This is a genomic window from Vibrio sp. 2033 (genome assembly GCF_033339735.1).
The window spans coordinates 73,109-96,287 of record NZ_JAWOVC010000015.1 but is presented as its reverse complement, the minus strand read 5'-3'; the positions used below and the strand labels follow the sequence as shown (position 1 = coordinate 96,287).

The 23,179-nt window shown below is 39.8% G+C and carries 25 protein-coding genes; 2 read left to right on the top strand and 23 right to left on the bottom strand.

What is annotated here, in order from left to right; genetic code table 11:
• Positions 1 to 2 precede the first annotated feature (2 nt).
• Positions 3 to 779: a prepilin peptidase gene (locus R7P74_RS18060; RefSeq protein WP_025634161.1), complete on the top strand. Its 777-nt coding sequence runs from the start codon at positions 3 to 5 to the stop codon at positions 777 to 779.
• 66 nt (positions 780 to 845) lie between these two features.
• Here R7P74_RS18060 and R7P74_RS18055 read toward each other — a convergent pair whose 3' ends face one another.
• Genes R7P74_RS18055 through R7P74_RS18045 form a run of 3 tightly spaced genes read right to left on the bottom strand, consistent with a single transcriptional unit; the run spans position 846 to position 3,863 of the window.
• Positions 846 to 1,289: a hypothetical protein gene (locus R7P74_RS18055; protein ID WP_025634162.1), complete on the bottom strand. Its 444-nt coding sequence runs from the start codon at positions 1,287 to 1,289 to the stop codon at positions 846 to 848.
• Entirely contained in the window at positions 1,282 to 1,599 is a 318-nt protein-coding gene (locus R7P74_RS18050) for a hypothetical protein (protein WP_025634163.1), read from the bottom strand. The genes R7P74_RS18055 and R7P74_RS18050 overlap by 8 nt, the downstream gene beginning before the upstream one ends.
• 20 nt (positions 1,600 to 1,619) lie before the next feature.
• Entirely contained in the window at positions 1,620 to 3,863 is a 2,244-nt protein-coding gene (locus tag R7P74_RS18045; protein WP_025634164.1) for a hypothetical protein, read from the bottom strand.
• Positions 3,864 to 4,035: 172 nt separating this feature from the next.
• Here R7P74_RS18045 and R7P74_RS18040 point away from each other — a divergent pair, with 172 nt between their 5' ends.
• Positions 4,036 to 4,755: a hypothetical protein gene (locus tag R7P74_RS18040; RefSeq protein WP_025634165.1), complete on the top strand. Its 720-nt coding sequence runs from the start codon at positions 4,036 to 4,038 to the stop codon at positions 4,753 to 4,755.
• A gap of 70 nt (positions 4,756 to 4,825) precedes the next feature.
• Here the strand turns inward: R7P74_RS18040 and R7P74_RS18035 are convergent, their stop codons facing one another.
• The 20 genes from R7P74_RS18035 to R7P74_RS17940 form a co-directional block, all read right to left on the bottom strand.
• Positions 4,826 to 5,482 (bottom strand): hypothetical protein, encoded by a 657-nt coding sequence (locus R7P74_RS18035; RefSeq protein WP_025634166.1) that lies wholly within the window; start codon positions 5,480 to 5,482, stop codon positions 4,826 to 4,828.
• Between the two features lie 9 nt (positions 5,483 to 5,491).
• Positions 5,492 to 6,577: a ParM/StbA family protein gene (locus R7P74_RS18030; protein ID WP_025634167.1), complete on the bottom strand. Its 1,086-nt coding sequence runs from the start codon at positions 6,575 to 6,577 to the stop codon at positions 5,492 to 5,494.
• 1,873 nt (positions 6,578 to 8,450) lie between these two features.
• Positions 8,451 to 8,876, bottom strand: coding sequence for a hypothetical protein (locus R7P74_RS18025; protein WP_025767165.1), 426 nt, complete (start codon positions 8,874 to 8,876; stop codon positions 8,451 to 8,453).
• Positions 8,877 to 9,399: 523 nt separating this feature from the next.
• The gene (locus R7P74_RS18020) at positions 9,400 to 9,645 is read right to left on the bottom strand and encodes a hypothetical protein (protein ID WP_025636793.1); all 246 of its coding nucleotides are present in this window, start codon (positions 9,643 to 9,645) and stop codon (positions 9,400 to 9,402) included.
• Between the two features lie 72 nt (positions 9,646 to 9,717).
• Positions 9,718 to 10,158: a hypothetical protein gene (locus R7P74_RS18015; RefSeq protein WP_025636794.1), complete on the bottom strand. Its 441-nt coding sequence runs from the start codon at positions 10,156 to 10,158 to the stop codon at positions 9,718 to 9,720.
• A 540-nt stretch (positions 10,159 to 10,698) separates the two neighbouring features.
• The gene (locus R7P74_RS18010) at positions 10,699 to 11,073 is read right to left on the bottom strand and encodes a hypothetical protein (protein WP_025636800.1); all 375 of its coding nucleotides are present in this window, start codon (positions 11,071 to 11,073) and stop codon (positions 10,699 to 10,701) included.
• 10 nt (positions 11,074 to 11,083) lie between these two features.
• Positions 11,084 to 11,422 carry a hypothetical protein gene (locus R7P74_RS18005; protein WP_025636798.1) on the bottom strand — a complete coding sequence of 113 codons (339 nt, stop codon included), beginning with the start codon at positions 11,420 to 11,422 and terminating at the stop codon, positions 11,084 to 11,086.
• A gap of 579 nt (positions 11,423 to 12,001) precedes the next feature.
• Positions 12,002 to 13,183, bottom strand: a complete 1,182-nt coding sequence (locus R7P74_RS18000) for a DGQHR domain-containing protein (protein WP_025636717.1) — start codon at positions 13,181 to 13,183, stop codon at positions 12,002 to 12,004.
• 468 nt (positions 13,184 to 13,651) lie between these two features.
• Positions 13,652 to 14,182, bottom strand: coding sequence for a hypothetical protein (locus R7P74_RS17995; RefSeq protein ID WP_025636817.1), 531 nt, complete (start codon positions 14,180 to 14,182; stop codon positions 13,652 to 13,654).
• 737 nt (positions 14,183 to 14,919) lie between these two features.
• Positions 14,920 to 15,231, bottom strand: a complete 312-nt coding sequence (locus tag R7P74_RS17990; protein ID WP_025636688.1) for a hypothetical protein — start codon at positions 15,229 to 15,231, stop codon at positions 14,920 to 14,922.
• 179 nt (positions 15,232 to 15,410) lie between these two features.
• Positions 15,411 to 15,608, bottom strand: a complete 198-nt coding sequence (locus tag R7P74_RS17985; RefSeq protein WP_025636691.1) for a hypothetical protein — start codon at positions 15,606 to 15,608, stop codon at positions 15,411 to 15,413.
• Positions 15,605 to 16,195, bottom strand: coding sequence for a hypothetical protein (locus tag R7P74_RS17980; RefSeq protein ID WP_077202324.1), 591 nt, complete (start codon positions 16,193 to 16,195; stop codon positions 15,605 to 15,607). The genes R7P74_RS17985 and R7P74_RS17980 overlap by 4 nt, the downstream gene beginning before the upstream one ends.
• Before the next feature lie 475 nt (positions 16,196 to 16,670).
• Complete coding sequence (locus tag R7P74_RS17975) at positions 16,671 to 16,880, bottom strand: hypothetical protein (protein ID WP_025636820.1); 210 nt, start codon at positions 16,878 to 16,880, stop codon at positions 16,671 to 16,673.
• 36 nt (positions 16,881 to 16,916) lie between these two features.
• A complete protein-coding gene (locus tag R7P74_RS17970) occupies positions 16,917 to 17,210 on the bottom strand; it encodes a hypothetical protein (protein ID WP_025636822.1) in 294 nt (97 codons plus the stop codon).
• A 788-nt stretch (positions 17,211 to 17,998) separates the two neighbouring features.
• Positions 17,999 to 19,519, bottom strand: coding sequence for an LPD25 domain-containing protein (locus R7P74_RS17965; RefSeq protein ID WP_138058894.1), 1,521 nt, complete (start codon positions 19,517 to 19,519; stop codon positions 17,999 to 18,001).
• Positions 19,520 to 20,032: 513 nt separating this feature from the next.
• Positions 20,033 to 20,161: a hypothetical protein gene (locus tag R7P74_RS17960; RefSeq protein ID WP_257390153.1), complete on the bottom strand. Its 129-nt coding sequence runs from the start codon at positions 20,159 to 20,161 to the stop codon at positions 20,033 to 20,035.
• Between the two features lie 50 nt (positions 20,162 to 20,211).
• Positions 20,212 to 20,643, bottom strand: a complete 432-nt coding sequence (locus R7P74_RS17955; RefSeq protein WP_025636572.1) for a hypothetical protein — start codon at positions 20,641 to 20,643, stop codon at positions 20,212 to 20,214.
• 184 nt (positions 20,644 to 20,827) lie between these two features.
• The gene (locus R7P74_RS17950; RefSeq protein ID WP_254919935.1) at positions 20,828 to 20,959 is read right to left on the bottom strand and encodes a hypothetical protein; all 132 of its coding nucleotides are present in this window, start codon (positions 20,957 to 20,959) and stop codon (positions 20,828 to 20,830) included.
• 88 nt (positions 20,960 to 21,047) lie between these two features.
• A complete protein-coding gene (locus tag R7P74_RS17945; RefSeq protein WP_025636575.1) occupies positions 21,048 to 22,238 on the bottom strand; it encodes a methyltransferase in 1,191 nt (396 codons plus the stop codon).
• Between the two features lie 501 nt (positions 22,239 to 22,739).
• Positions 22,740 to 23,174, bottom strand: a complete 435-nt coding sequence (locus tag R7P74_RS17940; RefSeq protein ID WP_025636763.1) for a hypothetical protein — start codon at positions 23,172 to 23,174, stop codon at positions 22,740 to 22,742.
• Positions 23,175 to 23,179 lie beyond the last annotated feature (5 nt).

Sequence of the window (23,179 nt, the reverse complement as noted above, 5' to 3'; positions counted from 1 at the left end):
CAATGATTTCTTATCTGTTCCTGGTAATTACTGGTAGTCTCATTGCAAAGATCACTTATGTCATAGCTGGATTACTGCCACAAATTGAAGAAGATGAGATCAGAAATGATCTCATCACCTATTATCCTGAATACTCTTTAGAACCAAGTAACCGTGAAGGACGGTTTGACTTCACTAGCTTATGCAAAAGTGTTGGATACTGGGTACCTTTCTCCTGCATTGCTGGTGGCCTGAAGGGAAACAACCAAACTTATAAAGAGGTATTTGTATTAGAAATTACCGTAGCCGCTTCAACGGTGACTCTATACCAAATAGCAACTTCATTTGAGCAGTTTCTTTTAATGCTCATTTTCTTTTGCCTAACAGCAATGGCGTTTTTGGTTGACCTAGCGAGTCAATTTCTACCAGAAAAACTAACAAATTTCATTTTATGGTCTGGTTTGGTTCTGGCTTGTACAGAGTATGGCTATCTATCTTCCGAAGAATCGCTTAGCGGTGCTTTATTAGGGTATGGGCTTCTTTACCTTTTCAATACTATGCATAAAGTGCTTTACAAAAATATTGGAATGGCAAATGGTGATTTAAGGCTGGGGGCTGGTATAGGGGCTTGGGCTGGCGTAGAGATAACAATGCTCACAATACTCTTTATGTTTGTGTTCATCGTCATAACATACATAAGAGGAACGAGAGGGCAGTATCCACTGGGGCCATATATAGTGATAAGCTCTTACATAGCATTCATAGTCAACAATCCCAGTTTTTTAACTATTAATTTTTAAATTAAAGCAGCTATCGTAGCTGCTTTATTTTCTAATATGAATAGTAATATGGGCCCTACCAAACCACTACCTCATGTTACTTTCATCCAACCCATATTCTGTCTCCGCTAAATCGAGTAGCAGATTTAAAAACTCATCATTCGTTGAAGACTTAGCTACTCTCTTACATAAGGAATCAAACCTTTTTTTGGTAAGCTTAGACAGTGCCATTGTGGTTGTTGAAGTTTTATCACGAGATTTCGCAGCATGAAACAAACCGACGAACTTATCTACTCTAGACTCTGGAAAGAAAACCAATAATTGCATGAAAGTAGACCGAATCTTCTGTACATCCGTTTCATCAATTTTATTAAGCTGAGATTGAATTGCTTTAGATGTTGTACGAAAACCATCCGGGTCATTGCAGTGGTTAAGTGCCAAAAAATTATCGTTAGCATCCAGAATCCACTTTAAAAACTGGTAGTTATTTGGCCCACGTATGTTAACTTTTTTGCTTAATGAATTAGACATGAGTATCGGCCTTTTTATACAGCGTGAAAAACACGGTCGTCCATAACCAAGCTAAAACGTAAAATCCCTCGCCGGGAGGAGCTGTAAGCAAACATCCAATAGATACAATTACCACTGCAACCTCAACGGCCTTTAAGAGGGTAGGAGATAGTACTCCACCTTTGAACTTATGAATGATGCATAGCAAACCAAGTACAAATGCCGACGTCATAAAGACTAAGACTGCATTTCCTTCAACAACTGATGACACCAAACTTACGGTAGCAAATAGGGCAAGTAACATCATAAATTTGTTAAAAATCTTTAGCATTTGTACTCCTGATCTCTTAGTTATATATACTCAAAGTCAGCATGCTTAGAAGCTTCAGTACCTACGTACGAGTATTCCGCTTTTCTCACACGAACAAAGAGGGGGCTATAGCTATTATGTTGGTTGAAGTGGCCAACAGCATGGTTTCTTTCGTCAGCGATAGCTCTTTCGATTAAAGCTGATTTAAACTCGCTATACGTAGTGCTCCTATTACCATCGGAATCCTCAGGTAACTCCAAAATCAAATTCAATATCAAATCTGAAAATTTATCATTTGGTTCTGGTAGCTCAGAGTCGAGTCTATCGAGTAAGGAAATCGAATCTGATATCACACGGTAGATTAGAATATCAGTAAATTTAAGCTTCTCGAGATCATTAGAAAACTCAGAATCGATGCCTTCAACTCTGTTTAGAATTGAGCCGAGAACATCGTTAATAGCAACGTCTGACTTGGATTTGAGTATTTCTTCATCAACCTCACTACTTTTGAGTGACATCAGAGTAGAACAAAGCTCATCGACAACGATTTGAATTGATTTTTCATAAATTGAGTCTCTTGTAGTTAGCAATCGCTCGCAGAATGACATGTGTCTTTCAGCAATATGAATCCTTTCAAGTTCTGAGTTCAACAAAGATCTCCTAGATTCACCTGCCTTTTCATACTGAGAAACTTTTCTGTTTAATCGTTGCAGTTCCTCTTGTAACTTATCAACTCTTAACGAGAAATCAGAGCACTCTGCTTTTAACAAACGTAAGTCAGAAGAGGTTGATTCAAGAGATTCGATTTTCTCAAGCTTCACCTTCTTATCTGCCTTAGCTTTTCTCAACTGTGTACGATTAGATGCAATTGAAGCGTTAGCTTTCTTGGCTCGTTCAATATATAAACTGGCAAGTTCAATTAGTCTTAGATAAAGAGGTTGTCGAGCGCCTTTATAAATGCTTCTTTGAGATTCAATAGCGCTTCTAGTGCATCTCTTTAAAGAGTCAACGCTATCCCTATTAAAAAGCACGAGCTGGTCTTTCTTAAGAATAATGTCCTTAGCAATAAAATCTTCAAAACGTTCGTCATACAGCTTTGCTGTCCTCTCAGATATCTCTTTTATGCTTTTCTCGCGGAATTCAGAGTTACTTAACGTTTGGTTTGGTGCATTCTTTAGTACGTCCATCATTATTTCTTCTGAACGACGAAGAGAAACATCAACGTTATCCAGTAACAGCTCAGTAGGACGAAGAGTATTGCTCTCATCAATCGTGCATAATCCCGCTCTAACGAAATACATTAAAGCGTCTTGCACTTTGAAAGGTATGTCAGAACCATAAGAGACATTATTCAATAAATTTGAGCGCTCTTGTAGAAACTCTAAATCTGAGTCACTTCTTAATGCGCGAGCTTGGGCCCGTACTGCTCTTGATATTTGGCATGAAAATAGGGCAATTGAAATCTCATCAACAACTTTAAAAATCTTAGCTGCAAATCTTGTAATCCTATTATCTAAAGAGTTAGTTAGGGTCAAGTAGCCTAATCGCTCATCTAGCCACATGAAATCCTTATGACAGATAAGCAAAGAGTGAGCTAATTCCTCTCTTTTATGTACAGGCAGCTTTTTAGGCATGAGAGGTAGTAAGATTTGCTCTTGTATCATCCCATTGAACTTTACAGCTCGTTCTGCGTGGTTAAGAAGGTTTTCTAACTTAACGTTAAAGTTGTTTGGAATAAGGAAAAGCGTAGACTCTTTAGTATTTCTCTCACGACCCTTTATACGTGTGTCATTGAACTCAAAATAGAGCCTCTTAATTTTGAGTTGTCTCGTGTCGACTTTTGGTCTGAACTCTAGGATTTTCATCAGCCCCAAAACATTAAATGGTTTTTCACTAAATGCTTCTTGATGTCCAAGCTTGGGGTTAAAACTCTGATATTTGGGATCGGCTAAACGTTGGGCAAGTAGCCCAATTTCAATTGGGACCTGAGAGTACAGGTAATCAAACAGATTTTCGAAAAACTCATCCCACGATTTAACTAGTTCCTTGCCAAACGAATCTACAAGTACACTCTTGATGACACGGATTCTTTCGGTACTAACAGTTGCTTCTGGGTACTCCACGTCAAGAAATTCTTTAATCTGAGCTTGAGTATGTGGACCCTCACCATTTAGCCCTAGTGCCAACTCTAAAATTCGGGCGTTGCGTTTGGGATTCTCTAGTAGTTCAATCTTTTGAACAATGTCTGCCAGCCTAGAGATAAGTAACTTTTTGGTTTTTGGCATTCTTATCACCTTAAATCAAAGGTTTACTACTTTTGTATTTATTATATTGCGGTAATAACCATATTGCTAAGAATTCTATTATATATTATAGCAAATGTTAAGTCAGCTTTGTGTTAATAAAATTAGATATATGCTATAAATGGACTATAAACAATAGAAAGTGGAGTTCACAATGACTGTAGAGCTAGAAGAGTTAAAAAGCCCTTGGGTGGAACTGTATGAACAATGTTTAGAATCAGCATACGATTACCCTTACAGTGACTTAGAAGGTTTCCCTGGCTTATACGCCAGAAGACTTAAAACAGCAATTTTGCTAAAACAAAATAGGAACAAAAAAATCAGTATAACTGAAGCAAGTACGATTGCAGATAGAGCAGCAAAACACACCCTAGTCGAACTTAGGGCTAAGTTCACAGAGCGTTGTAGTTTTTCACACATCAAAAACGAGCTCAGAAAGGGTAGTGCTAGCCAGATTCCAGGAAGAAAAATAATAGACAATGGTATGGCTGCAAAATTCATGAACATTGTCGTTGGTTTCCCTACCTATAAACTAAGTTCTAACGAGATTAAATTTCTCCTTTCGAAATTCGATAGTGACTTAGTACACTACGATAGTGAGAAGTGGTACATAACGATCAAGGTTTTTGAATTGCATTTAGAAGAGGCGGAACCGACACCACAAGAGATGGCTGTTCTGGATAGCGTTGCACGATCTTCAATTCCTAGCATTATTGCATACACATTGGACTCAGATTACAAGATCGACTGGAAGGACTTTTTTAACGCTGTTAAAGCAAGAGTTAAAGAAACAGTTAAACAAGGTTTTAATAGGTTCAAAAGTCGGAAAGGGGACTTAGACAATGAACAAATTGAGGCTCTCTTTGACGAATAAAATCGCTACCAACTCCTTTCAAAAGTGGGGCTTAACTAAACAGTGCTAAGCCCCATTAGCCCCATTTTTCTTAAGCTATCAGCAATGACTCCATGTTGAAATTATCAATAGCTAAGCTATCAGAGACACCATCTTTACTTTCAAGATAATCATCTTTCGTAGAAAAAGCATCTGGCTGTTCAGTTTGCCCCTCAACAGCTCTAAAGCCAATAGGGTGGTTTGAAAGCTTTTCAATACTTGAAGCTATTTTAGCCAAATGTTGCTCAACATTTTCGAGTGTCTTGTACTCATTACACTTAAACCTTTCTTTATTACTTTGGTTTTGAAGGAAATGAATAGCAGAATTCATCATATTGATAGCATGTTGGTTGACATCATTAAGAGCTTGCTTGGGATCGTTTTCGGAATGTGCAGACAAATAAGTATGAACGAGACCTTGGTGATACACAGAAGAATCCGTTATGTGTATGCTAGCTCTTCTCTTTACTTTATCAATGTGTAACCCTAAGTTGCGGCACCAATCCCAGTCTCTGATCTCATGAGGGAGGATGTTATCAAAATAATACATAAGCTTATCGAACTCACCCTCTTCGATGAAATACCCAATTCTAATTAACTCTTCGACTAACGATTTGAGAGTTATTGATTTTGAATTCGCTAACTCTCGGCATTCTGTTGAGTAATCATTTGGTATCCTTATTTCCACTTTTAATGAAAAGCGCCCCATGACCTTTGCCTACTTATTCTTTTTGTTGTTTTGGTACCAAAGCTCTGCAAACAACTCAAGGCCCCAAGCGTTTAGCTTGTCTGCTTCATCTGGTATGAGGAATGAGTTGTTATCTTTACCGTAATACTCTTCAATTAAAGGTGTAATTTCTTCACGCAATGCGGCAATAGTACCTCCAATGAATATGATTAAATCAATATCTACAGCTTTAGATAAGGTATCAGTGATTGCGCCAAAAATCTTACTAGCTAGCTCCTTCCGTGCATTCTCTGCCCATTCTGAATGATCTTTTTCAACCCCCCGAACTGTAACAATACCTTCATCAATTAACTTACGGCACTGCTGATGTGTGGGTGTGGTGAAACCTAAATCGTAAAGGTAGTTGGATGCTTTTTTGACAATCTGATTGAACCCGATGTCCTGGGTGACAGAACGATCCATATCAATAGTTCCATCGTCAAACACAGCTATATCAGTTGTTTTACCACCAGGATCAGCGATTGCGATCGTTTTTCCTATGTATTCAGGGTTATGTACCAACATCCCTGAATCATCTCTCTTAAATAGGAATACACGAAGGGCTGCTAGTGCTTCGGGCTGAACAAGTAGAGCTTCAATATTTGACTTCCGCAGCTTCGATTCCGGGTCAGTACCTAAGTGATCAAAAGATCTCTGCATAGAGAGCATCTTTTGCTTAACATTGTTTTCGTTGACGGACCCATCTGTTTTAAAGAACTGTCTTAATGGCATTCCAGTACAAAGAACGTACTTTTTATTGAGTAACTCATCTCCAAATTGATTTAAGCCATGCTGCAGTAAAACCTGAGCTGCTTCACTATTGGAGAAGTCATCGTTCCTGGGAATAGGTTGTTTTACCTCACCAATGGTGTAAGCGTTACCTGTAACAGCAGAAGTAAATTTCGTTTGAACAGGAGCATTACTTGATACTGAAAAGGTTTCATCTAGTACCGCAAAACGTTCAGTCGAACGTTGGATGTGTGTAGGAAAGGAGGTTTTAACAGATTCAGCTGAGATCTTATGTTGGGCATTACCGTCATCATACCCAATAAATAGTGTTGAACAGTCGTTAAACATAGTAAAATATCTCTATTGTTTTTTAGTGATAAATGCAATATATAGCATGTCTGTGACAACCTCAAATATTTTCACTTTAGGAGGCAGGTGTTGATTGAAGACTGGCGAGAGAAGTTAAAGGAGAACTTGGAGAGAAATTACCAAATAGAAGTATCATCTCTCTATATATCGAAAAAGAATCGAATGGTATATGTACAATTTTCTGACAGTTCAAATGTACAAAAATACTTAGGTTTAAATTTAGACCTAGTCGATGTAGTGATTAGACAAAATACATGGGAATATTGCCAGAATAGCAAGGTATCAACGTTAATTGAAAAACGACATAGAGTAAAACTACCAAAGAATAAAATGAGTAAATATTGCTTCGAATCTTAGTAAGAGTAATCGAAAACTAAGTTATTTTTTATCAGAAGATCTATTTAACTTTAGTTAAATAGATCTTCTGATAACCTATTTTATGGTAAATGGCCATTATGTTTAATACTCACAAATTTCAAATTCACAGGGGAAAGAGATTTCACATAGTCAACTTTCAAAAGGAGGTATCTAACTTATTGATATTTGGTAGGTGGTAACAACTACGTGTACAAAATTCCAATCGTCGCGAATTTAACATAACATAGATAATATACACTAAGAGTGTAAGAGCAATTTTAATATGTCCTCTTATACTTAATGAACATGCAGAGCTTTGAGTACCTCAACCGATGCTAAATCCCATGATTGACCGAGACTTTAATCGTATTACAGTGATGCAAAATGTTCGCGAACACCGCCTTCGTCAAATCGACGATTTAGGCTGCAAATATATATAATTTAAGCCCTCGACAATTGGAAGCTTATGTAGTCAGTTAAGCCAGTTTGGTGCTTCTACGTTAGCACATACGTCAAGAGCCGAATCAAGCAACCGACGTTTTCTTTGCCTAATCATCTGAACATCATGGGAGCTCAATACTTTGATTTGTAGCTAACATTCGCTTGTGAGGTTCTAACGGAACAACACAACTTGGCTCTGACTGTCTATACACTAAGTCAGTTGATGACAGTCGATGGCCCCACGTGCCACACTAGCCATTTGCTTGCCAACCTCGTTATTCACATAGGTCAAATAATAAATAGTATTTTCAATTTCTGAATACAAAGGTGGAAGGTTATCATTAAGGTTCCAACCTCATTTTAAAGTAAATTGTTCTGAGCTCCTTGCTCTAAGTAGACCTCAGTTGCTCTCCCCAACATCCCCCTGGCCTTCACTCAAAATATTCACATTATTTCAAAAGATACGTCTCTTAACATCTTAAAAATGGACGCACCTATCGCTTTGGCAACATCACACATTGAGCTGTCTAAAGCTAAAACATGCTCTTAAGTTGATAACTTAAGATAAATCCACCACAGCACTTAATTACTCACAGTTGTAGATATGCCCTGGCAAAGGGTCTTTTTTGTCCTGACCGATTAGTGGCTATTTGGTGGGACTGTAATGGCAATTGGATGGCATTAATCAAGCTAATATACCCGATGGACATTTAATAAGTGAGTAAAGCATTACGTCACAGTGAGAGTAATCGGACACTTAAAGGTCATAGAAAGGAGCCCAAAAGGACAGTGTAATTTTTGATATTTACAAATATGGGAGAAAAACAAGTCTGTTAAACAAAACGCAGACCCTTCTTTAGAATTAAAATATTTTAATACTTTTAAATTTAAAATAATTAAAAGGGCTTCGCCAAAATATAGATCGAAATAATCAATGTCAAGTTCTTTGATATTGCATTGTGATCGGGGGATGACGGGTTGGCTGGGGCCGAGCTGTCGGGGGTGACCCCCAAGAAGCGGGAAATTAAGCATTTAGGGCTTTAGCCCTAAGTGCTTAAATGGATAATTCGCTATATCCAGAGTGATCAATTGACTCTGTCATGGTGATCTTGCGACCAAAGAATGACCACTCTAATTTACGTACTAAACGTGTTTTGTACTGGACTTCTGAAATTACAGAAGGCGTAGTTTCCACACCAAACGTTTCTCTCAGTAACTCTTGTGCCTTAGCAACTATTGACCCCTGCGTAATCTCGAATTGAAGATCGAACAACTTTTCTTTCACAAGGTCTCCGATAGGTGTTTCTGAGGCTTTGCCGAATTCATATTTTATTCCCAGTTCACAGTAGACAGCGTTTGGAGTTTTTTTCTGAAATTCCGCGCTAAAGAATCTCCCCTGAGTTAAACCCATATCGTTATCACCAACTTGACCAATAATCTTGCCGTTAGTGATGTAGAAGTTATGAACTGTTACTTTCATTTTTTGTCCCGCCAGTAGTATTCCCAACTGTTTCCATTATACCAAAACCAGATTAAAATACCACATTAAAACACAAACAAAAGTAAAATATACTTAACTATTATTATTGACTTTTATCCAGACAAAGACGACACAATAGGGCTCGATAGAGGGTTAGCTTTTTAGGCGAAGCCGTTAAGAAAAGCGTTGAAATTTCTTTTAGCTGCCGAAGGCAGATCATTTAGGCCACCAGCCCCCTGCCATAGCAATGACAACGGGGTTTATGTTGGCATTGCTATGGCGCTGGAGGTCTAGCAGCCTTGAGCGATACATTGAAATGCATCAAACCTTATTACTGCACTAAGGATGACAACGTCTTTTTGTTGGCGTCCATAGTGAATTAGGTTTGATTGAAATTTCAATGACAACACTTAGCGAGGAACGAGCTTTAGTGATGTAGGGGTAAGTCCGGCGGGTGGGCCTCGGTGGCGACTAGGGGGAACCCCTATTAGTGGAGAGCGTCCAATTGAAACAAATTTACTTGTTACAATTGGATAGTTATTAGTATTAAAATTAAAAGTATCGCCAATTTTACTCTTTGCTTTGTACTCGTTTTCGTTTTGATAGTTTCTACAATTTTATCTATTAGACCGAAAGCCTCTGCAAACCCAACAATTAGTACAAATACTGTAAAAGCATCAGCCACATTTGAGAAACCCAAACGCTCAAAAATAAATGTTAGAGCGTCAGCTACTGCGTAAATGCGTAATAACAATGCTGCTAAATTCAATATGTTCCCCCTACCCTTAATATATTCCTTTTCAATTAGCTAGTATGTTCAATTGATATATGTCAGATATCACTAGATAAGTTTGAAACTAGATAATAATGAATCTGGCTCATTGGTCTGTTCGATTATTAAGGGTTGTCCTGACACATCCCATTCATAAGTAGAAACCGTCTTTCCCCTAAACTGTTTCATCACTTTTAACCTAGGTTCATTAAACTTCTTCCCTAGAAGAAACTTACCTATTGAAATTACTTTTGATAAAGAAGAACCACGATGCCCTTCCTCTGATAAGCAACTTAGGATTTCTACGATATTATGTCTTGTGTCGATATCCGAGTTAGTACCTAAGATAAAAGCTATGTCTGAGTCCATGTATATTGAATCATTGATCACCTTTTCATAGGTAATCGAAATAAACTTACCCTCTACTAAACCGACATTGTTTTTCCCAACATAACCGAATAAACGACTGCAAATAATGGTGTAATTATTGATGATAACTTCTAATTTCATACTGCCCCCAAGCCTATGATATTTATTTGTTCAGAGTATGTATTATAAATAAACGCAACTATAAATACCATATTAGAACACACAATAAAGTAAAATATACTTAACTATTCTAGTTGACTTTAGACCGGACAAAGACGACACAATAGGGCTCGACAGAGGGTCAGCTTTTTAGGCGAAGCCGTTAAGAAAAGCGATACAAAAGCTTCTAGCTCGCCGAAGGCGATTCATTTAGACCACCAGCACCCTGCCATAGCAATGACAACGGGGTTTATGTTGGCATTGCTATGGCGCTGGAGGTCTAACAGCCTTGAGCGATACATTGAAATTCATCAAACCTTACCACTGCACTATGGATGACAACGGATTTTTGTTGGCGTCCATAGTGATTTAGGTTTGAATGAAATTTCAATGACAGCACTTAGCGAGGCACGAGCTTTAGTGATGTAGGGGTAAGTCCGGCGGGTGGGCCTCGGTGGCGACTAGGGGGAACCCCTGTTAGTGGAGAGCAAATATTGCCCAGTAAATCTGAGCAATATTTATCTATTGATGGTCGAATGACAACGCTGCTCTTTCAAGCTCCTTCTCTAGCTCCACAAGGCGTGTCGGAAGTAACGCAAAAGAAAACAAGGTCAATAATGATTCGATTGAATCCCGCCATTGAGCCGTTGACTGAAGTATTTCTAGAACCCCGAAATCTGCACAAATCTGTTTTAGCTTAACTTCATTGTTAGCTTTTTCTTCACGCTTAAGGGCAACCTTCAAGAATTCATCGAATTTATTCTGAGACATTTCTTTGACTGAAACAAAGCCAGTTCCTTTTTCTGTCCATACCATTAGATGCGGTTCTCCGCTGAATACACTGATCTGGTCTTTATAGTGCTTACTAATTAGCTCAATCTGTTTCTCAGTTCTCATAGTGGTGCCCCTACTTCAATAAACTAATGTGATTTGGTTTGTTACTCAATAGCTCTGCGATCTCAAACTGCTCCGCTACATACTCGACATTAGGGATTAAGGTAGGCTCCCATGTACTAAGCGCGACCTTTCTGCCTTGTTGAACATCATCAACAATGTTGTCTAGACTTTTGACGCTACATACCTCATACAAGCTTGTACCAAATTCATCATTCTCTACTACACATGTAGCGAACGTGCCAACGTCCTTAGATTCAATGATTAATAGACGTACTTCTGACTCCTGTTTAACCCCGCCTACTATATGACCAATAGTCACTTTTTCAATGTTTTGAATAACTGTCTTCATAATGCCCCCAAGCAATTTAACAATATAAACAGTAACTTACTTGTATTTATTATATCAAACCACCCAGTTAAATACCACATAATAACACGATGTATTGAAAAATAAGTATTGTCCTTTCGATTGACATTAGCCCCGACAAAGGCGACACAATAGGGCTCGATAGAGGGTCAGCTTTTTAGGCGAAGCCGTTAAGAAAAGCGATACAAATGCTTTTAGCTCGCCGAAGGCGATTCATTTAGACCACCAGCACCCTGCCATAGCAATGACAACGGGGTTTATGTTGGCATTTCTATGGCGCTGGAGGTCTAGCAGCCTTGAGCGAGATAAACTTTTGCACCCTAGGGTAGCAATCTGAATGACAAATTCTTTTCTTTGGCAATCAGATTGCTCTAGGGTTTCATTAAATGAAGCACTTGAAGAGGAACGATTCTTAGTGCTTAGGGGTAAGTCCGGCGGGTGGGCCTCGGTGGCGACTAGGGGAAACCCCTGTTAGTGGAGAGAAAATTGTGAATGCGTTATATTGTTTACTCGCAACAAAAAGCCCTGAACTTAGTCAGGGCTTCTCTAATTAAAGCTTGGTTAAGCGGCTTGTTCTGTTGCTCCATTAATGTCACCACTATCATCGCTCATACTTTGAGAACCAAAGTACTGATCCTCTAACTTTTGCCGTGCTTCAGAAAGTGGTACACCCAGGGTTGTAAGGAGTTTATTTGCAGCCAAGTCAATGCTAGTTTTATTCACTGACATATTGCCACTCTTGTCATCTATGATGCGGCCAGTAAAGTCAGACGTACCTAGATCGCGTGAGTAGTTAAGTTCTTCAAGCTTATCCCACTGAACTGCTTCGAGAGAGCCATAGTGATTCATTGCGATATTTCCAGCTACTGCAACAGCCTTTAGTGTAGCTACATGAGTTAGAATACAGGTATTACGGAATTCTTCTGCTGACGTATCGCTGAATGCTAAGCCTCCCCAACCCATGGCTCTAGAAACAGTAGTCCAAAACTCGTTTGCTAGCTGGTACTTTGAATCAGAGATTTCTTTTACTTCCTTACTCAACCCCAGCAGGATTTGGTTGATATCTTTGATAGCTTTCAAAGGAAAGTACTTTTCAGACTTCTTGGTGATCGTATTGTGCTCCATATCAACCAGGTCTTTAAACGCAACGCAGTTCTCAGTTATGTAACGAGCTAAACATGGAAGAGGGTCACGTGTATTAAAGGCATCTGAAATACTTTGTTGAGGTTTGGCCAAGTTTTGGTTGATGTCACAAAAGCCCAACTGCCTCTCTTTAAGTGTCAAGTTCGTATATAGCATAATAGGAACATCTACGTTCTCTAGATCAAAACCTAACTCGGCGAGTTCATCACACAACATTTCTAGAGCGAAGTCGATTCCAACAGAACGATGTTGGCCATCGAATAGCTTAATGGAACTATCCATAGATATATGAAGTAGACCAACTCGCGCTCCTTCCATAACCTCTTCAAATTCAGGCTTTTTATCTTTCTTCGACACAACCACACCAATGATAGTTGGGATGATGTAAAAACGCTTATAGTTGTTCACAAGGTATTTCGCGAAATCTTTCGCTCGCTTCATATTTACCTCTCGCTGGCTACGTTTAAGTACACTACCCTTGTTATCGATGTTTAGTAGTGAGACCAATACTGAAGCTGGAACATTCACTAGATGAAATGGTTTGAATTGCTTACCTACAGTACAAGGAAGTGAGTATGCGAAGTTTTTATCAATTGACATATTTTAGCCCCCAAGCTATTTAAAAATCAGTTAACATGAAAACTATGCCTTTGTTTTCATGTATTTATTATACACCCTCACCCCAAAAAATACCACATTGTAACACCAAATATTTAATAATTATTGTTGCCTTTTTTGATTGACATTAGCCCCGACAAAGGCGACACAATAGGGCTCGATAGAGGGTCAGCTTTTTAGGCGAAGCCGTTAAGAAAAGCGATACAAATGCTTTTAGCTCGCCGTAGGCGAATCTTATGACCACCAGCATTCTGCTAGGTCGGTGACAACGGGGGTTTGTTGGCAACGACCTAGCGCTGGAGGTCAACAGCCTTGAGCGGCAGCACTTAGTGAGGAACGAACCTTAGCGCTGCAGGGGTAAGTCCGGCGGGTGGGCCTCGGTGGCGACTAGGGGAACCCTGTTAGTGGAGAGCAAATCAACAACCTGCCGCTTTGGGCAGGTTGTTGATATCAAGCACAACAAGAGTCTACTGATACACCTTCTAGGTATTGATGAGCCTTACCAATGTCTGACCAGTAAGTCAGCTTTTTGAGCCTCATTGATGGGAACTGCGTTAATGACCAGATTTTATCAAAAGCGCTATTTGCCTTTTCTTCGTCATCATACGCTGAATGAATACTCCCAGTTATTGAGTTGTATAAGACGATAGCGTTATATTGTTTTGTGTTTGTTGACTTACTAACAGTACCAAATTCTGTTGCTGTGCCTGGTTCACATGAGCCTAGCTTGATTGTTTTTTTAGTGTCCTCTTTCTGTCCTACTTCATAAGCCGATGCTAGTTGAAGAGTACCAGCAACGCCTCCATTGCAAGCTGCTTCAGTGTCAGCTGGTAGGAATAAACCCCCATTGATACAAACAACCGCCTTTAACTCTTCGCAGTACATCACTGATAAGCGCTGGTTCGTGTTAGGGATGAATACCATAGCAGGTATAAAAGTTTCCTCTCCAGTAACCATATGTGTAAAAGTATTTAATTCCATACATGCCCCCAAGCATTTAAATAATTGATTAAACTGGCGTTATTATATACTAACCCTTACAAATATACCATATGATAACACAATATTTTATAAATTATTGTTCCCATATTTTATTGACTTTGGGAAGGACAAAGGCAACACAATAGGGCTCGATAGAGGGTCAGCTTTTTAGGCGAAGCCGTTAAGAAAAGCGATACAAATTCTTTTTGCTCGCCGAAGGCGATTCATATGGCCACCAGCATTCTGCTAGGACGGTGACAACGGGGGTTTGTTGGCATCGTCCTAGCGCTGGTGGACAACAGCCTTGAGCGGCAGAACTTGGTGAGGGACGAGCCTTAGGGATGCAGGGGTAAGTCCGGCGGGTGGGCCTCGGTGGCGACTAGGGGGGACCCCTCTTAGTGGAGAGCTAAAATCTCACAAACCCACCTAATAAAAAGAGGCTCCCTTGGGAGCCTCTTTTTAGCGTATGATAAAAATCATCGATATAGTCATGTTTGAGTAATCAAGCACTCTTTATGACCAAATAGTGTAAAACACCCTGAATATGTCAAATGTTCATTCCCGGTAAATCTATTCAGATACACTCTCATTTGAACTAGGTAGTAACCGGTATCAAAATGCTCGTTGCAAACTTCACAGTCGCCAAACTTACATGTACCACTGCCAAGCTGTGTTAGCCTATACACATGTCGTAGATCACTTGTATCAGTCATCACTCAATTACCTTGTAGTTTAATCTATCCTAGAACTGTAAAGCCTTTAAGTTTTGCAAACTTGTTTGACACACTAAATCCTTTGACGACATCTAAAGGTAATCTCTGTCTTTTTATTATCCACCATGCTTTTCTTATGTGTAGCAATGCGAGTCTACGTTTTTTATTTATCGTCTCTTCTTGCTTTGTTGGTCCGCAATTTCGTAGGTAACTAAGAAGCAAACAATACAGACCATCTAAGCATTCGACCTGAAACCAGATGTCACTGCCAAAACTTGGAATGTCCTCCAGTTCGAAACAAACCTGTTGCTTTCCATCAATTTCTCTAAATTTCATATTGCCCCCAAGCAATTGCTAACAACTATTATATATTATAGCAAGTGGCCGAGTTAAATACCACATTTATACACATGTAATTTTGGTAGTCTATTGAGAGCTTTGATATTGAAAGAGACTGATATTATGTTTTCTTCTGGCTTAAGGCTCGATAGCGGACCTGAGCCGCTATCATAAGGTTATTTTATTCTTAGATGCTCACCACGCTCATCCGGCTTTAGAGTGAAGAGTATGTAATCAACCTGCTCTATACAGATCTCATAATCATCGTTGATTAGTAGCACCTCCCTATCATCAGTACTGGATGTGTATTGCTGGGTAACCTTCCCTTTTAATACTTTATCTTTATTGAATACCTTTAATCCTACTAATCTCATACATTCTCCTTACTAGCAGTGATTGAATGATGAACGGCCTCCTTATGGAGTTCTAATATCTCCTTGCTTGTAAGGTAGCTATGAATCTCATTTATTTTCTTAATTACTTCAGAATGATCGTTGAAAAGTTGTTTGCGCTTATCCCATACGACTTCGTGGTGTGCTAGCTGTCCTGGTAGTGTCTTGTCATGAATGCCATAGACATATGTCCCTTCTCTGATTTTCTTTTTGACCAGCATCTTAGACATTAAAAAAATGATGAGTAGGTCCGTTTCTATGATCTGAGTAGTGAGGATAATACCGAAGAATAGACAGTCCTCCCGGTCTACGTCATCGATGTGAATCCCATTGTAACCATTCGAAAAGTAATACACTGGACTGCCTGGTTCCAGATTGTATGAAAAATAGAGATATGCATTTTCATTCTTCTGGAACAGCTCTTTCCTTCTCGCAATCTGAGTACCATATTGATCCATGTAATTATAGTTACAGATGTGCATTTCAGGGCACAACGATATGGTCTTTCCGCAGGTAGTTATGTACTTCTTTCTCTTGCTTATAGATAAGCTGCTTATTGTTTTGGTCATATTGCCCCCAAGCAATTGTTTTTCAAATGTATTGTTACATTAGCAATTAAAGAAATTATACTAAAACATGCCATAAGATACCACATTCACACACCTAATATGGTTAAATATACTTAACTATATTGATTGACTTTACCTCGGACAAAGGCGACACAATGGGGCTCGACAGAGGGTCAGCTTTTTAGGCGAAGCCGTTAAGAAAAGCGATACAAATGCTTTTAGCTCGCCGAAGGCGATTCTAATGGCCACCAGCATTCTGCTAGGACGGTGACAACGGGGGTTTGTTGGCAATGTCCTGGCGCTGGTGGACAACAGCCTTGAGCGGCAATACTTGGCGAGGCACGAGACCTAGCATTGCAAGGGTAAGTCCGGCGGGTGGGCCTCGGTGGCGACTAGGGGGAACCCCTGTTAGTGGAGAGCAGGTAAGCCGCAATGTTTACTCATTGCGGCTTACCTGGGGTCAAGTACCCATTAATTAGTAAACACTTAGGTTTATTACTTCCGTACCGCTTTCAGCCAATGTGGCAATTTCTGGCTCAATATCTACCAGTTGGTCATATACTGAAAGCTCCTTGGCAGCGGCTATGTCTAGATAATATTCAGTTTTATCGGGGGTAGTAGCAATTGCATTCGTCTCTGGCAACGATTCAGCTTGAAAAGCTGCTATTGGTAAGTACTTAAACATGTCTTTCCTCCTAACATTTACAAATGATCTTGCTTGTCAGATGACACTCATTGCTCTTTCGTAGAACAGACAGAAGTTCGCTCTGTCTGTTTGAATTCTCTCTTTAACCTTATCTTGCGTTGATTCTCTTAGCGCATCTAACACCTTTACTAATATGGAAGCAGTGAATGCGTCTATCAGTAGTGGTTGAAGACCTAGTTCTTTAGATTCATCAGTAAAAGAAATTGTTGTGAGTGATTTATTGATTAATTCATTTGGCCAAACAAAGAGCATTGCTTGGCCTTGAGCGACTTTTTTAAGATTATCGTAATTGCAGAACTCTGTTTTCATATTGCCCCCAAGCAATTGTTTTCAAATAGATAGTTACATAAGCAACTAAGGAAATTATACTAAAACACGCCCTAAAATACCACATTTACACATTTTACATAGTAAAATATACTGAACTATATTGATTGACTTTGGACCGGACAAAGGCAACACAATAGGGCTCGATAGAGGGTCAGCTTTTTAGGCGAAGCCGTTAAGAAAAGCGATACAAATGCTTCTAGCTCGCCGAAGGCGAATCATATGGCCACCAGCATTCTGCTAGGACGGTGACAACGGGGGTTTGTTGGCAACGACCTAGCGCTGGAGGTCAACAGCCTTGAGCGGCAGCACTTAGTGAGGAACGAACCTTAGCGCTGCAGGGGTAAGTCCGGCGGGTGGGCCTCGGTGGCGACTAGGGGTATCCCCTATTAGTGGAGAGAAATTTTTATGTTTCGATTGTAGTTGATTGGTTTTATGTACACCAGAGAAAAAAAAGCCCCGACAATATTGCCGGGGCTGGTCGCTTGGGGAGCGGTTATTCTGGTGCTGGTTCTCTATATACCAGCAATCTTCCACTAATTGACTTTTGATTGCTCTTTCCCTTATGGGGGACACAGATAGAGTACAAGGAAAAATGTTTAGCCTTCACCACTTCTGTTAGGCATTGGCTTTTAAACCTACGCTCGAGAATGTTCAGGCTGTCTTCTAAAGTATGCGAAAGAGGTTCAGGCTTTCTCTCTACTGCTGACCCACCTAAATTGTAATAATATAATTTCCACATAAAAAACAACCCAAAACCAATACCAAGTCTAATGTACATTCAAGCTAATGTTTGCTTCAAGTTCGAGTGTGAAAATCGTATCTTCATAGCTATAAACCACAGTGTTATTACTAACGATTGGTTCTGACATTAAGAACAACTCTGACATATCGAGAAATGACTGCTTATCTATCTGTTCCTGTGGAAAGCTACCCACCTGTACTGTGATAACCTTAGTAAATCCAATCCATTTCTTTACATCTTCATGTTGCTTTTTCTTATTGGCAATCATAGATTTGATGTAGCTACTTCCTTGCCCTTCCTTCTCTTTTCCACTTTCGACGCTGACGACTTCGGAATGATTAAGCTTGATAGGCTCCTTGTTAGAGTTGTCTTGCTGACCATTACTAGATGGCTCGTTAAGGCATGAGTAATCAGCCAACATACCAATGCATTTGAAGAAGCCATTTACATCCGAACGGTCAGTAAAATGAAAACCTGGGATAGCGCCATCAGATTTAAACTTTGAGTAATACCCATTGTTCTCCTTAGCCACTGAAAGCAACGACTTAAAAACATCAGGGCTTTGTTTTTCTTCGAAGTTCACCACGAAAACTAAATGGCCTTTTTTTGTGTGATGCATCACCTCAATTGGCTTGGCCTTCCCAACAATAGAGTTCTTAAGGTCTACTTCGGATTGATTACTACTGTTTTCTGTTTTCTTGCCAGTAACCTTCTTTTCTGGAATAGCTATTTCTCCATAAGGAACACTTGATTTTTTATCGTTCGTGTTGAGCACTATCTTTCTAATTTCTATACCGCAACGAATGTAATCTTTATTTGTCAGATAAAAGCCTCGTCCCATAGAATACTTTTCTCTGTGCTCTGTACTAAGCTCTTTGTCGGATAGGGCTGCGGTGTCTTGGTGGTTTAGCGCTGCTTTACGCATCTCAGAAAATAGATCTCGGGTGTGCTTTGACCATGCCAGGATGATGGTTCTATTAGTTTGTGTTTCATAATAATCAGTATAAGGGTCTGATCTATCACTCATAGAGGTAAATTTGGCAACGATAACCGCCTGGGCATCTTCAGGGATAGATAAGTTGTCCTGGAAAGCCTCTACCGCTTTCCGATGTTCCATTATGCGCTTTTGCCTTTCTTCGTATGCTTTCTTTTCTTCCTCTTCCTTGCGCTTAGCTTCTTCGGCAATAATAGAGGAATAAAGTGCCTTGTTCTTGCTGTTGTCGATATCTTCTAAATCGACCTTAGTTAGAAAACCAAACTCAAGCAGCTCTTCTCGTGTCAATCGCTCCTTGAATTCTTCTACATACGATTTCAACTTCCCTAGGCGCTCTTTTATACTTTTGTCGCAACCACGACCCAGGCTTAGGTCAATATTGAAAATCGTGCCAGAATCGAAAGTTACCTTAACATCTGTCTTTTCATACCCTAGTTCGCATTTTGCAGCTACTTCATGAGCAAGTTGTTCAAAATCTTCGATAGAGTAATCTTTCTCTTCAAGCATTTTTGATTCAGAAAATAATACAGTAACTGAAATTGGTTTAATCATCGTTGCCCCCAAGCATCGGAAAAATAGATTAAGAATAAGTTGTTCTCTTAACTTAAAAACATTATAACTCACACCCCCAATAAATACCATATTAACACACTATAAATAGTAAAATATACTTAACTTTATTTATTGACTTTGGCCCGAACAAGGGCGTCACAATAGGGCTCGATAGAGGGTCAGCTTTTTAGGCGAAGCCGTTAAGAAAAGCGATACAAATGCTTTTTGCTCGCCGAAGGCGATTCATATGGCCACCAGCATTCTGCTAGGACGGTGACAACGGGGGTTTGTTGGCATCGTACTAGCGCTGGTGGACAACAGCCTTGAGCGGCAGCACTTGGTGAGGAACGAGCCTTAGGGATGCAGGGGTAAGTCCGGCGGGTGGGCCTCGGTGGCGACTAGGGGGAACCCCTATTAGTGGAGAGAAAATTCATCTCAATATCTTGTTCACAGGACAAAAAAAAACTCAGTGCTTAACACTGAGTTTTTTTGAGGGGTTTTGAAGTATCTCTACTACTTTTGGTTCAGATGATGAACCGTTGGTATTGAGGTATATTTCACGTTCTCATCGATTTGACCCACCGCGCTGACCGAGGGAGAAAGTGCTGCTATTAATAAGAAAGCGATAATATTGTTACTCATAAGATTAGCTCCTAGTTGCCGAACGAAATAAAACTTTATACTGGTAATCCTCAAGAAACTTTAGCTCGAGGTCGAAGGCTTAAAATTCTCGTGTAAATAGCATATTTCTGTTTTGCCAAATCTTTAGTAGTAACATGTGAGCTCTTACCTAACTTAGGTTCTGTTTGACTGTCAGTGCCTAGCATTTCTTTTAACACTTCAAGCTCAGCCTCGAGGGTGTCATTTGATGAAATGTATCCAATATAGTTGAATACATCCTGGGAAGAGAAACTTAAGCCATCAGCTTTCTGGTGCTCATGCCGGGAGATATAGCAGCGCTTACCGTTAATGATATCGATATGATAAGCCTCTACAATGCGGTCACCGTATCCATCATCCCAGCCATTATCTTTGTTACGGCCATATAGCCGTGAATGTCTGTAATGAAACTTGAGAAATTGCTTCATTTCTTCAAAAGAAATGAGAATATTATTGTGTCTCATATTGCCCCCAAGCAATTGAATTTATTAACAAGCCATGTAAAGAGTATAACAAAACACGAATTAAAATACCACATTATAACATCTATGTTGTGGTATTTTTTCTATTACTCTGTTCGTCTTTAGTGAATTCCTGGGGTGACATGGCCCTTAAAAAATCTAAGGCCATGGCATTCTCAATTAACCACTAAATTTCTGTGCTGCCTATCCATTGCTCGCCTAGATAGACATCTGCATAATCGTATTCAAACTTAGAGCAGCACTCCTCTAAATCTTCGTAGGTCCAACCATCAGCTGGAGCTGGTACCAACTCCTTCAAGATAAAATTTTCCCCATAGCAATATAGATTAGATGCCTCTAGTCCAGTAATTAAACAGCTCTCGCCTTCTTTAGGTCTTGCTATACATTTAACACTCATTAGATTTACCTTTTGAAATCACTATTTTTACAGTCTTCACTTGTGTACCAGATTCGGAGAAAGTCCCTTCTTTACAACTAGTGACCGATGCGCCCAGCTCCTTCAGCCATTCTTGGAATTCTCTTTGAATTCTACGGGTCCCGTTAACCGCTCCATCACTTGCTATGGTAACTAAGCGGCCACCGATGTCTAAGTGATTGAACATCTTTCTTATATGCTTAATGTCCTGGTGCTTATTGAATGGGGGGTTAGCCAAAATACGGTCGAACTTATTACCCTCAGGGTACTCCATAAAGTCCATACAGTGAGTTGCGTATCTATGATGCTTAAGCATGTCGAAGTTCTGAGGGTTCAGCTCGATAGCAACACCATTATCACTAATTCGAGCCATACGATTTGCACACCTACCATCGCCGCAACTAGGTTCCATCCATCTATGTTCAGGCCTGAGATCTAAGTCAATCATCATTTCATCTGCTAGAGTGTCCGGAGAGAAAAACATTTGGTATTTTTTCTTATCATTGAGCTCTTCTCCTTCGATAAGTTTCTTTTGTATATCAACTACGTTTCTATACTCGAAATGAAATGCACCTTTTTTGTATTTGCCTCCAGCCTTAAGTAATAAGTTCTTTATCGCTTTGTAGTGCTTCAGCTGCTTTTGAGGTAATACTAGTGTGTTGTCTATTGGTAGAAGCAATGACAGTTCATGTTCAATGGAGTGATCATCAGATTGCTCTTTCTCATTAAGTTTGTTGAAAAAGAAATGGTCATGTGCATGCTTGATTACAGTCAAAGTATCCTCACTGATGAAGTGAATGTCTGGGTGGAAACCAAGAGCGTTCAAAAAATTGGCTTTATCAATGATCTTATTGCCTGTTACCTGGCGAGTATCGCACTCATTTCTCTCCAGCCATTGGTAATAGAAAGTGTCTTCTAAGGGTGCCGACATTTTCATATTGTTGATAATGAACAGACTCTTTAAGCAATTGGGCTTTGTATCGCTGTGAACAACTATTGCTCTTGAGGGACGACTAGCACCAAATTTTTTTTTGTATTCCGCTTTACTAGGGGTGTCTAGAAGTACGGAAGAGCCGCAGTCATAAAGCACCTCAACATTTCCTAATGATTGTGAAAGAATGAATGACAGACCATCTTCGTCTATAAATGTTGTAATTTCCATAATGCCCCCAAGCAATATATCTAATTGATTAACTGGTAATAATTATATCTAACCCCATAGACAAATACCATATTTAAACACTAAATAAAGTAAAATATAATTAACTAATCACATTGACTTTGCCCCGGACAAAGGCGTCACAATAGGGCTCGATAGAGGGTCAGCTTTTTAGGCGAAGCCGTTAAGAAAAGCGATACAAATGCTTTTTGCTTGCCGAAGGCGATTCATATGGCCACCAGCATTCTGCTAGGACGGTGACAACGGGGGTTGGTTGGAATCGTACTAGCGCTGGTGGACAACAGCCTTGAGCGGCAGAACTTGGTGAGGGACGAGCCCTAGTGATGCTGGGGTAAGTCCGGCGGGTGGGCCTCGGTGGCGACTAGGGGAACCCCCTATTAGTGGAGAGCAATTTTAAGTTTCTATTTTAGTTCTATGATTTCATTAACACGAGAGACAAAAAAAACCCCGACAATATTGCCGGGGCTGGTCGCTTGGGGAGCGTTAATCCCTGGTAGGTTCTGAGTCTAATGCTTTAACATAAACAGCATCAGCAACACCGTTTTCACACATTGAAGTAGCTGAAAAATTGTCTTTTGTGGTTTGACTGTAAAGTTCACTGTATTGCGAGTTACTGAGCCAGATCAGGCTGTTATCATCGTCCAAACCTAAAAATCCTTTGGTTGGTGAGTAGATACGATAAAAAGAGCTCAGCTCATAGGTTTTAAATACCCTGCTATCTGGTAATGAGAACCAATAGCAGTCCCAATCTAAGTGAATATAGGCTTGCCTCTCTTGACACGGTTGTGAGAAACCTATCACTTTGAAGCCTTGCAGAACTAAGCCATAACCATTAACGACAATGACCTCCTCTCCAGAAGTAAACCTTGATTCGCACAATGGTATTGAAGTTAAGCTATTTTCAATATATTTCAGCATGGATA